Source organism: Candidatus Polarisedimenticolaceae bacterium (genome assembly GCA_036376135.1).
GTDB lineage: Bacteria > Acidobacteriota > Polarisedimenticolia > Polarisedimenticolales > DASRJG01 > DASVAW01.
On the sequence record DASVAW010000018.1, the window covers coordinates 1 to 11,216 of the forward strand.

10 protein-coding genes are annotated in these 11,216 nt (G+C 71.6%); 8 read left to right on the top strand and 2 right to left on the bottom strand.

Translation table 11 applies throughout. The annotated features are described in order from the left end of the window. The 7 genes from VF139_01575 to VF139_01605 form a co-directional block, all read left to right on the top strand. Positions 1-567 (top strand): rod shape-determining protein (locus VF139_01575; protein HEX6850066.1); only part of this gene is annotated, 567 nt, incomplete at its 5' end. Positions 568-583: 16 nt separating this feature from the next. Then, positions 584-1,450, top strand: a complete 867-nt coding sequence (mreC, locus tag VF139_01580) for a rod shape-determining protein MreC (protein HEX6850067.1) — start codon at positions 584-586, stop codon at positions 1,448-1,450. Further along, positions 1,447-1,956 carry a hypothetical protein gene (locus VF139_01585; protein ID HEX6850068.1) on the top strand — a complete coding sequence of 170 codons (510 nt, stop codon included), beginning with the start codon at positions 1,447-1,449 and terminating at the stop codon, positions 1,954-1,956. Before mreC ends, VF139_01585 begins: the two co-directional genes overlap by 4 nt. A 7-nt stretch (positions 1,957-1,963) precedes the next feature. Beyond that, positions 1,964-3,838 (top strand): penicillin-binding protein 2, encoded by a 1,875-nt coding sequence (gene mrdA, locus VF139_01590; GenBank protein HEX6850069.1) that lies wholly within the window; start codon positions 1,964-1,966, stop codon positions 3,836-3,838. Continuing rightward, complete coding sequence (gene rodA / locus VF139_01595; GenBank protein ID HEX6850070.1) at positions 3,813-4,904, top strand: rod shape-determining protein RodA; 1,092 nt, start codon at positions 3,813-3,815, stop codon at positions 4,902-4,904. Before mrdA ends, rodA begins: the two co-directional genes overlap by 26 nt. A gap of 92 nt (positions 4,905-4,996) precedes the next feature. Beyond that, positions 4,997-7,696, top strand: coding sequence for a TIGR03960 family B12-binding radical SAM protein (locus VF139_01600; protein HEX6850071.1), 2,700 nt, complete (start codon positions 4,997-4,999; stop codon positions 7,694-7,696). Continuing rightward, entirely contained in the window at positions 7,674-9,215 is a 1,542-nt protein-coding gene (locus tag VF139_01605; protein HEX6850072.1) for an Rne/Rng family ribonuclease, read from the top strand. Before VF139_01600 ends, VF139_01605 begins: the two co-directional genes overlap by 23 nt. Here the strand turns inward: VF139_01605 and VF139_01610 are convergent. Together VF139_01610 and VF139_01615 are read right to left on the bottom strand one after the other, a co-directional pair. Next, the gene (locus VF139_01610) at positions 9,212-9,691 is read right to left on the bottom strand and encodes an acyl-CoA thioesterase (protein HEX6850073.1); all 480 of its coding nucleotides are present in this window, start codon (positions 9,689-9,691) and stop codon (positions 9,212-9,214) included. The genes VF139_01605 and VF139_01610 overlap by 4 nt on opposite strands. Before the next feature lie 87 nt (positions 9,692-9,778). Then, a complete protein-coding gene (locus VF139_01615; GenBank protein ID HEX6850074.1) occupies positions 9,779-10,165 on the bottom strand; it encodes a hypothetical protein in 387 nt (128 codons plus the stop codon). 277 nt (positions 10,166-10,442) lie between these two features. Between VF139_01615 and VF139_01620 the strand changes: the two genes are divergently transcribed. Further along, positions 10,443-11,216 (top strand): FeoB small GTPase domain-containing protein (locus VF139_01620; protein ID HEX6850075.1); only part of this gene is annotated, 774 nt, incomplete at its 3' end.

The window sequence follows — 11,216 nt, forward strand, 5'->3', positions numbered from 1 at the left end:
CCCACCGGGAACATGGTGCTCGACATCGGCGGCGGGACCTCCGACGTCGCCGTGATCTCGATGGCGGGGATCGTCTACTCGCGCTCGGTCCGCGTCGCCGGCAACGAGATGGACGAGGCGATCATCCAGTACATCAAGCGCAAGTACAACCTGCTGATCGGCGAGCGGACCGCCGAGGAAGTGAAGATCAAGCTCGGCTCGGCGTTCCCGCTCGACGAGGAGCTCACCCTCGAGATCAAGGGGCGCGACCTGGTCGAGGGCGTTCCGAAGACGATCGTGGTCTCCGACGAGGAGATCCGCGAGTCCCTGGCGGAGACCGTCGCGACGATCATCGAGGCGGTGCGCGTCGCGCTCGAGCAGACGCCGCCCGAGCTCTCCGCGGACATCGTGGACCGCGGCATCGTGCTCACGGGCGGCGGCGCCCTGCTGAAGAACCTCGACAAGCGCCTGCGCGAGGAAACGGGCCTGCCGGTGTCGATCGCCGACGACCCGCTCACCTCGGTCGTCATGGGCACCGGCAAGATGCTCAGCGACTTCGAGATCCTCCGCAAGGTCGCGCTCGACTGAAAGCGCGGCACCCCACGTGGCGGCGAGCCAGGCGAATCCGACCCGCTCCAACGCGGTGCTGCTCGTCGTCGTTCTCTTCGCGCAGCTGCTGCTGATGGCGGGGAGCCTGCGGCGGGAGGACGCCGCGGACGCGGTGGAGGACGGGGTGCGAACCGCGTCCGGCCCGGTGCTCGGCGCGGCGCGCACCGTCGGCGGCTCGGTCGTCGCGGCCCTCCGGATGTTCGGCGACGTCGGGCGCTCGCGAAAGGAGCTCGCGGCGATGCGCGGGGAGATCGCAACGCTCAGCGCGGAGGTCGATCGACGTCAGGAGCAGGCGCTCGAGAACGACCGCCTGCGCCGTCTGCTGGGGATGCGTGAGCGGCTCGCCCCCCGTTCCGTCGGCGCGGAAGTCATCGCGGCGAGCCTCACCGGGCAGTCCCGCGTGGTGGTCGTGGGGGTCGGCACCGAAGCGGGCATCCGCGTCGACCTTCCCGCCGTGGCCTGGGGGGGAGCGGTCGGACGGGTCGTCGCCGCCGGGAGCGGGTACGCGAAGATCCGGTTGCTCACGGACCCGTCGAGCGGGGTGTCGGGGGTCGTCCAGCGCTCGCGTGTCGAAGGGGTGCTGCGCGGCCGGGCCGACGGACTGTTCGAGATGCAATACGTGCCGAAGTACGCCGACGTCGCCGTGGGCGACGCGGTCGTCACCTCCGGGCTCGACGGCGTCTTCCCGAAGGGATTCACGATCGGGCGCGTCGCTCGCGTGCAGGAGACGACCGGGGCGTCCATGCGGATCGAGGTCCTTCCGGAGATCGACTACGGCGAGATCGAGGAGGTGCTGATCCTCCTCGAGAAGACCGGCAGCGAGACCCTCGAGGCCGGGGCCCCGGCCGAGCCGGCGCGATGATCGTCCTTCGCGCGAGCCTCGCCCTCGCCGTCGCCCTGGGGGTGCAGATCGTGCTGGGGCTGTGGGCTCCCGGCCTCACGCGCTGGGTGGACGTCCTCCTGTTCCCCGTCGCCTGGTACGCGCTCGCCGTCTCCCAGCGCGCGGGGCTCGTCGTGGGATGCGTCGCCGGCCTGCTTCAGGACGCCTGGCTGCAGGCGGAGATGTTCGGGGCGAGCGGCTTTTCGAAGAGCCTGCTCGGCTGGGCGCTGGGCGGACTCGCGGCGCGGTTCGAGCTCAACGTGGCCTGGGGGCGCGCGACCGCCGGTGCGCTGCTCCCCGTGATCGATCGGCTCGTGCTGCTGGGGCTTCGCGCGTTGTTCGACCGGGGGGTCGTCGCTCCGGACCCCGTGGAGCTCGCCGTGCGCGCCGGTGCGGGGGCCTTGCTGACGCTGGGCGTATTCGCCACGATGGATCGGGTCCTGAAGATCGACCCCCGACGCGGGAGGCGGGCGCGCCCCCCGCGCTGAAGGCCCCATGGACTATCGCGAGCGCTGGGAACTGAAGGAATACCTGAGCGAGCAGCGGCTCTCCCGCCGCGTGCTGCTGCTCCAGGTGCTCGTCTCGACGCTGCTGGTCGGCTATCTCGCGGTGTTCTGGCACCTGCAGATCACCGGCGCCGAGGAGTACCGGGCGCTGGCCGAGAACAACCGGCTGCGCCGGATCCCCATCCCCCCGACGCGGGGCGTCGTGCTCGACCGGAACGGGGCGGTGCTGGCCTCGACGAGGCCCGCGCTCAATCTCGTCCTCGTGCGCGAGGGGCTCGTCGACGCCGAAGGGCAGCTTCGCCGCCTCACGGAGGTTCTCGGCATCCCGTACGACGAGCTCGCGCAACGGCTCGTCGCGATGCGCTCGCGACCCACCTTCGAGCCGCTCGTGATCCGCGAGGACGTCGGCGTCGCGGAGATCGCGAAGGTCGAGGCGCGTCGCGAGTGGTTCCCGGCCGTCGAGATCGAGGAGACGTCGCTGCGGGACTACCCCGACGGCCCCGCGGTCGCCCACGTCGTGGGGTACGTCGGCGAGGTGACCGAGTCCCAGCTCGCCGCGCAGGCCCAGGAAGCCGGACTCCAGCAGGGGGACGTCGTGGGCAAGGCGGGGGTGGAGCGCGCCTACGACGACAGGCTCCGCGGGCGCCGCGGGTGGAAGCTCGTCACGGTGAACGCCGTCGGCCGGCCCTTCGGCGACGCCGAAGTCGGCCGCGTCCCCGAGGACGGGAGCAGCCTCAGGCTCACGATCGACGCCCGGCTGCAGCGCAAGCTGGTCGAGGCGATGGGCGAGGAGGTCGGCGCGGGGATCTTCATGGACCCTCGGACCGGGGAGGTGCTCGCGCTCGCGTCGACGCCGGGGTACGACCCGAACGTCTTCGCGGGGCGTGTCCCGGCCGCCGTGTGGCAGTCGTTGCTCAAGGACCCCAAGCGCCCGCTGCACGACCGGGCGATCGGCAGCTTCTACGCGCCGGGATCGACGTTCAAGATCCTGATGTCGGTCGCGGGGCTCGAGTCGGGCTCGATCGGTCCGGGCTCGCGCGTGTTCTGCACGGGGTCCGCGGTGATCTACGGCCGGCCGTTCCTGTGCTGGAAGAAGGGCGGGCACGGCTCGGTGGACGTCCACCAGGCGCTCGTGCATTCCTGCAACGTTTTCTACTACCTCCTCGGCCGGGACATGGGGATCGACGCGATCACCAAGTACGGCGCGATGTTCCACTACGGACGGACGACCGGCATCGACCTCCCCGGCGAGACCCGGGCGGTGCTCCCGAGCGTCGAGTGGAAGAAGAAGGTCCGGAACGAGCCCTGGTACGCCGGGGACACGATCTCGGTCTCGATCGGGCAGGGGCTGCTGGCGGTCACCCCGGTGCAGATGGCCACGATGGTGTCGGGGATCGCGACCGGGTCGGTCCCGACTCCGCACCTCAGCCGGGAGGGGGATTTCCCCCCCGAGAAGCTCGCCGTCCGGCCCGAGACGCTCGCGGTCGTGCGCGCCGCTCTCGCCGACGTCGTCGAGGAAGGGACCGGACGCCGGGCGCAGCTCCCGGGGATCTCCGTCGCCGGGAAGACCGGCACCGCCCAGGTGTTCAAGAAGTCCGCCGGGATCGACGCCGACAAGCTCGCGAAGGAGGAGCGCGACCACGCCTGGTTCGTCGGGTACGCCCCCGCCGAGAATCCCGAGATCGCGTTCGCCGTGGTGATCGAGCACGGAGGCCACGGCGGCACGACCGCCGCGCCGGTCGTCCGCCAGGTGCTCGAGGTGTTCTTCGAAGCGAGGCTCCCGAAGGCGCCCGATCCGAGGCTCCAGGCGGCGGCGACGACGCGCCCCGGGGGGACCGATGCTGCGGCGCCGCTGGCTCGGTAGGCTCGACGTCGCGACGTTGTGGACCACCCTCGCGCTCGCCGCGGCGGGGCTGCTCGCGATCGCCTCGGCCACGCACGGCGACCCGGCGCGGGCGGGGCTGTGGAAGACCCAGCTGCTGTGGCTCATGGTCGGTCTCGTCGTCCTGGCCGTGGTCGTCGCGGTCGATTACCACCTCTGGGCCGAGTTCGCCTACGCGCTCTACGGCGTCTCGGTCGTGTTGCTCCTCGCGGTGCTGTTGTTCGGCAAGGAGGTCGGCGGGAACAAGTCCTGGCTGGACCTGGGTCCGGTCGCCTTCCAGCCCTCCGAGCTCGCGAAATGGACGACGTGCCTGGCGCTCGGGGCGTACCTCGCCGACCGCGTGCGCGGCGCGCTCCGCCTTTCCCAGGCGGCGACGATGGGGCTGATCGCGGGGCTGCCGGTCGCACTGATCGCCCGGCAGCCCGACATGGGGACCGCCCTGACGTTCGTTCCGATCTTCTGTGCGGCCCTCCTGCTGGGCGGGCTGCGTTGGCGGTGGGTCGTGGGGGCGGCGATCCTCGCGGCGCTCCTCGCGCCTTTGGGCTGGCAGCGCCTCAAGCCGTATCAGCAGGAGCGCATCCGGACCGTCTTCCAGCCCGAGCGCGATCCGTCGGGCGTCGGCTACCAGATCCGCCAGTCCAAGATCGCGATCGGATCGGGCGGGCTCGTGGGGAAGGGGCCCTTCGAAGGGACCCAGAGCGGCCTCAACTTCCTTCCCGCGCAACACACCGACTTCGTGCTCGCGGTCCTGGCGGAAGAGCTCGGGTTCATCGGCGTCGCCGCGATCCTGGGCCTCTTCCACTTCCTGCTCTGGCGCGGGATCCTGGCCGCGCGATCCTCGCAGGACCGGCTCGGAACCTACCTGAGCCTGCTCGTCGTCTCGTGGTTGCTCGGTCAGATCGCGATCAACGTCGGGATGGTCCTCGGCCTGCTCCCCACCATCGGCGTGCCGCTTCCGCTGCTGTCGTACGGGGGCACCGCGCTACTGGCGGTGATGAGCGGCATCGGGATCGTCATGAACGTGAGGACGCGCCGTTTCGTGAACTGAAGCGCTCGCCCCATGCGCTAGACTCCCGCCTCCGGCACAGCGCTTTCGACAGCGCGGGCGACGGGTCCGTCGCCTCGGCAGGAGGACATGCCATGACCCGCACGGGGCTCCCGACCCAAGACGACGCCCTCTTCCAGGAAATCCTCGCGGGGGTCCAGAAACCCCTCCGCTACATCGGCGGCGAGTGGAACCAGGTCGTCAAGGACCACCGCCAGGTCGACCTCACCTTCGCGCTCGCCTTCCCGGACGTCTACGAGATCGGGATGTCCCACCTGGGATTCCGGATCCTCTACCCGCTCCTCAACGCGCGCGAGGACGTGGCGGCCGAGCGGGTGTTCTGTCCGTGGCCGGACATGGGGGACTCGCTCCGGCGCAGGGGACTTCCCCTCGCCACGCTGGAAACCGGCACGCCCCTTCGGCGGATGGACGTCGTGGGGTTCTCGCTGCAGTACGAGATGACCTTCACCAACGTCCTGGAGATGCTCGACCTCGCCGGGATCCCGCTCCGCTCGGCGGACCGCGGGGAGGACGATCCCCTCGTCGTCGCGGGGGGGCCGGTCGTGTTCAACTCCGAGCCGATCGCGGACTTCCTCGACTTCGTGTTCGTGGGGGACGCCGAGGAGCTGCTCCCGGACTTCCTCGATCGGCTCAAGGAGCTCAAGCGGCGCCGCGCGCCGCGGGCGGAGCGGATCCGGGCGCTCGCCTCGGTCGAGGGCGTCTACGCGCCGGCGCTCTACGCCCTCGAGGAGGACCACGGGCTGCTCGTCCCCGTCGGCACCGGGGCCGCCCCCGACCCGGTACGCCGGCGGATCGTCTACGACCTCGACCGCTTCCCGTTCCCCGACCGGATCGTGGTCCCCCACGCCGAGATCGTGCACGACCGCGTGTCGGTCGAGATCATGCGCGGCTGCCCGGTGGGGTGCCGCTTCTGCCAGGCGGGGTACATCTACCGGCCGACCCGCGAGCGCGACCCGAACCAGGTGCGGGACACCGTGATCCGGTCCATCCGCTCCACGGGGTACGACGAGTTCTCGCTCGCCTCGCTGAACACGGGGGAATACGGCGCGATCCACGAGGTGTTGTTCGACCTGATGGACCGCTTCGAGCCCGAACGGGTGTCGGTCTCGCTCTCGTCGATGCACGCCTCCACGATGACCGAGGAGCTCGCCCGCCAGGTGCGTCGCGTCCGGAAGTCCGGTTTCACCATCGCGCCCGAGGCGGGGACCCAGCGCCTGCGCAACGTCATCAACAAGAACCTCGACGAGCGCCAGATCCTCGAGGCCTGCCGCCTGGCGTTCGAGGCGGGCTGGGACCTGATCAAGCTCTACTTCATGATCGGGCTCCCCACGGAGACCGACGCGGACGTGGACGGGCTCGTCGACCTCGCGCACGAGATCCACGCGGTGGGACGGCGCGTGCATCGAGGGAAACGCGTCGAGGTCACCCTCTCGGCGTCGTCGTTCGTTCCCAAGCCCGTGACGCCGTTCCAGTGGCTGGGCCAGGAGCGGATGGAGAGCCTTCACCGCAAGCAGGACCGCATCGCGGCGCGCGTGCGCCGCGGCGTCCGGTTCAAGCACCACGACGGCCGCACCACGTTCATGGAAGGGGCGCTTTCGCGCGGCGACCGCCGGCTGGGCCGCGTGATCGAGCGCGCCTTCCGCGCCGGCGCCCGGTTCGACGGCTGGCAGGAGCACTTCAGGCTCGACGTCTGGCTCGACGCCTTCCGCGCGGAGGGCCTCGCGCCGGAAACGTACGCCTACGGGGATTGGGGAACCGACTGGCGCCTCCCGTGGGACATCGTCGATTCGAGGGTGAACAAGAAGTGGCTCGCGCTGGAGCTCAAGCGCGCGCTGGCCGAGGGAACGCTCGCCATCTGCGGCCCGAAGAGCTGCCACGGCTGCGCGCCCTTCGCGAAGGAGTGCGTGAAGGGCGTCGTCGCGGCGACGACCGATCGCCCGCTCGCGGCGTCGCTCCCCATCCTGTCGACGCCCGTCGCCGCGGGACCGGGGTGCGCGGTGCGGGCGGAGGACGCGCCCCCGCTCCTCCCGAGACCGGTCGTCGAGAGCGACGTCCGGGAACCGGCGGGGCCGCGCTACCGCTACCGGTTCCGTTTCTCGAAGACCGGTCGCGTGAGGTTCCTCGGGCACCTCGACCTCGCGCGCACGCTGATGCGCGCGCTGCGCCGGGCCCGGCTCCCGCTCGTCTACTCGCAGGGGTTCAATCCCAAGCCCCGCGTCCAGTTCGGCCCGGCGCTGCCGCTGGGCTTCCAGTCCCGCGGCGAGTACTTCGACCTCGAGACGTCGATCCGGCTCGATACGGAAGCGACCCTCGAACGCGTGAACGCCGCCCTCCCCGCCGGTCTGCGGGCGGAGGCGCTGCGAGAGATCGCGGCGTCGGTGCCTACGCTCGGGGAGGCGATCCGGGCCGCGAGGTATCGCGTGGAGCTCGACGAGGCCTGCGATGCCTCCGACCGGGTGGCGCGCTTCCGGGAGCGGGGGTCGGTCACGATCGTGAGCGATCGCAAGGGTCGCGCGACCTCGTTCGCGCTCGACCGCGAGCTGCTCGGTCTCGAGGCGACGGGGGACGGCGCGTGGCGCCTGACCCTCGCCGTCCGGGGGGACGGCGCGAGCGTGCGCCCCGAGGAGGTGGTTCGCGAGATCTTCGGGGCCGACACTCCGCCCCCGCTGCTGACCCGCGAGGAGCTGTTCGTGGACTTCGGCGGCCTTTGGCTCGACCCGATCCTGGCCGCGGCGGCGGGAGGGAGCGACGTTGGCGCGCGAGCTGCTGTTTAGCCGATTCGCGGGAAGGCAGTGGGCGGCGGTCCGCGAGGACGGCGACGTGGTCGAGCTTCGGGTCGAGGAAGAGGGGGCCGCGCTCGGCGTGGGGCAGGTGATTCTCGGTCGCGTGCGCCGCATCCTCCCCGGGATCCAGTCCGCGTTCGTCGACGTCGGCCAGGAGCGGGACGCGTTCCTGCACGCCGCGGACCTCCTCCTTCCCGGCGAGGTCGCGACGCAGGAGCCCGCGGCGGCCGTGGCGGAGCCGGCGGACCCGGCGGAGGAGGAGGACGCCGAGCCGGCGGCCCGGCCCCGGCGCGGCAACGCGTCGCGGGAGCAGCCGATCGAGCGTCGCCTGAAGGAGGGTCAGACGCTGATCGTCCAGGTCGCGCGCGAATCGATGGGCTCGAAAGGGGCCCGGGTCACCTGCGCGATCTCGCTTCCCGGGCGCTACGTGGTGTTCACCCCGCAATGGCCGCACATCGGCGTCTCGCGCCGGATCGAGGATCCCGACGAGCGGACCCGCCTTCGGGCGATCCTCGATGCGGTTCCCCGCGACGGGGGCGGGCTCATCGTCCGCACCGCGGGAGCCGGCCGGCCCGCTCAGGCGTTCGAGGCCGATGCGGCGCGGCTCGTGGACACCTGGCGCGGGATCCGCGCTCGGGCCTCCGCCGCGGGCGCTCCCGCGGTGCTGCACGCCGACGTCGACCTGCCGCTCCGCCTCCTGCGCGACGCGCCGAGTGCGGGCGTGGAGCGGATCGTCTTCGACGACGCCGGGGCCTACGAACGCGCCCGCGCCTTTCTCGACCCCCTCGACGGGTCCCTCGCGTCGAGGGTGCGGATGCATCTCGGGGCCACGCCGCTGTTCGAGGCCGAAGGGGTCGAGGCGGAGATCGAGAGGGCGCTCCGGCCGAAGGTGTGGCTGAAATCCGGCGGGACGCTCGTGATCCAGCCCACCGAGGCGCTCGTGAGCGTCGACGTGAACACGGGGAAATACGTCGGGAACAAGCGGCCGGAGGAGACGATCCTCCGGACCAACCTCGAGGCGGCGGACGAGATCGCCCGGCAGCTTCGACTGCGCGACCTCGGCGGGATCGTCGTGATCGACTTCATCGACATGGATCGCGAGGAGAGTCGCAATCGGGTGCTCGAGGCGCTCGAGGTCGCCCTTCGGCGCGACCGGGCGAGGACGAAGATCGTCGGCATCAGCGAGCTCGGCCTCGTGCAGCTGACCCGGAAGCGGACCCGGGCGGGGCTGCAGGCGTTGCTCACCTCGGAGTGCCCGTTGTGCCTGGGCCACGGGCGGGTGAAGACCCCGGAGATCCTCGCGGGGGAGGCGCTGTTGGAACTGCGCCGCATCGCCGCCCTGGCGACGGAAGGGGCCCTCACGGTTCGCGCGCATCCGGAGGTCGCGCGCGCGGTGCGCCGCGCGCTCCAGCGCGAGTCCGCGACGGCGGGGGACGACGTCGCACCCCGGGTGGTCGTCGAGGACGACGCCGCCGCACGACCCGACGGGTTCGAGGTCTACGCCTTCTAGGCGGCGCCGCCCCTGCGGGCGAGCCTCGCGGCTCGTCGCGCCTGCGCGTCCGACGCGCGCCGCCGGTCGTCGTCGCTTTCGATCCGAAGCTCCGGGACGGCACTCGGACGGCCGTCCGGCCCGACGGCCACCATCGTCACGAACGCGGTCGTGGTGAGCGTGCGACGCCCGCTCAGCGGATCCTCGGCGTGGACGACCACCTCGACCTCCATCGACGATCCGAACGCGGCGTTGAGCCGCCCCTCGAGGGCGAGCACGTCGCCGACGCGGACCCCGGATCGGAACTCGACGGAGTCCATGGCGACGGTCACCACCTCCGACCGGGAATGGCGCAGGGCGACGACGGCGGCGCACTTGTCGATCAGGGCGAGGACGCGGCCGCCGAAGACGCTGCCGCGCGGGTTCGAGTCCTCGGGGAGGACGATCTCGGTCATCTCGACGCGCGAATCCGAGGGGGAGCGCCGGGGGCGGGACAACGGGCACCTCCGCGCGGCCGGGGCCGTCCGCAAAGAGAAAGGGCGGGCCCGAAGACCCGCCCTTTCGATGACGTCGGGATACGCGACTTACTTCTGCTGAGCGTCGGCGGTCTCAGCGGGCGCGACCTCCGCCTTCGCGATCTGAGCGGCCTTGGCGGCCTTGGGGCAACCCGACCCGTCCTTGGCGCAACCGGCGCCGTCCGACTTGGCGACGGCGGCGGCGCCCTTCTTGGCGCAGCAGTCCTTGGCATCCTTGGCGCAACCGGCTCCATCGGCCTTCGCGACGGCCGCTTCGGCCTTCTTCGCGCAGCCCGCTCCGTCGGCCTTCGCGACCGCGGCATCGGCCTTCTTCGCGCAGCCGGTCCCTTCGGCCTGAGCCGTTTCGGCGGCCTTGTCGCAAGGGGCGGCGATCGCCACCGCACCCAGGGTGGCGACGAGAGCCAGAACGGCGAGCATGGCGATCGGACGCTTCATCGAGGTCTCCTCCTCAGGGGAAAAGGCGGCCGACCGGAGGCGGACCGCCTGGATCGAGGCGGCGGGAGTATACGGTGAGCCCCCCGGGCCGCCAACCGCATCCAACGCGGCGTCGATCGTGAGCGATGCGCGGTCCGGGCGTGACGAGGATCAAGGTCCTGCGACGCCGTCGCGTTGACTCCGCCTTGGAGAATTCGTATTCTCCCTCTTGTAGCGAACGAGTCGCAACTGGAAGGGCAATCCGGCCCTCAGTTGCGACGGGAAAGGCCGGTGGCCCGTGAGCGAAGCGGCCCTGACGCAGCCCGAAAGCGGCACGCGCGAGCCGCTGGAGGCGTCGGACGTCGTTCTCGTCGGCAACCCCAACGTCGGAAAAAGCGCGTTGTTCGGGGCGTTGACCGGTTCCTACGTCACGGTGTCGAACTACCCGGGCACGACCGTCGAGAGAATCGAGGGCAGCGCGTTCCTCGACGGGGTCAAGGTTCGGGTGCTCGATACCCCCGGCGCCAACTCCTTCAACCCCTCGAGCGACGACGAACGGGTGGCGCGCGACGTCCTGATCACCGGACGGCACCGCGCGGTGGTCGCCGTGGGCGACGCGAAGAACGTCGAACGGACCCTCGTGCTGGCGATCCAGATCGCGGAGATGCGCGTTCCGTTCGTCCTCGCCCTGAACATGTCGGACGAAGCCCGAGCGCGGGGGATCCGGATCGACGCGGCCGCGCTCGCCTCGGAGCTGGGCGCCGCCGTGGTTCCGACGGTGGCGGTCTCGCGCGAGGGAATGGTCGAGCTGCGCTCGGCGCTGGCCGCCCCGCGCTGCGGGTCGGTGCACGTCCAGTACCCCGAGCCGATCGAGCGGGCGCTCGCCGAGCTCCTTCCACGGCTCCCCGACTGCTCGGTCTCCCCCCGCGCCCTGGGGCTCCTCGTGCTCGCGGGGGAGGAGAGCCTCGACACGTGGCTGCGCGCCAGGATCTCTCCGGCGGCGATGCAGGCCGTCGAGGGCTCGCGCGCGCGGGCCCGTTCCTCGTTCGCTCAGCCCCTGAGCTTCGTGCTC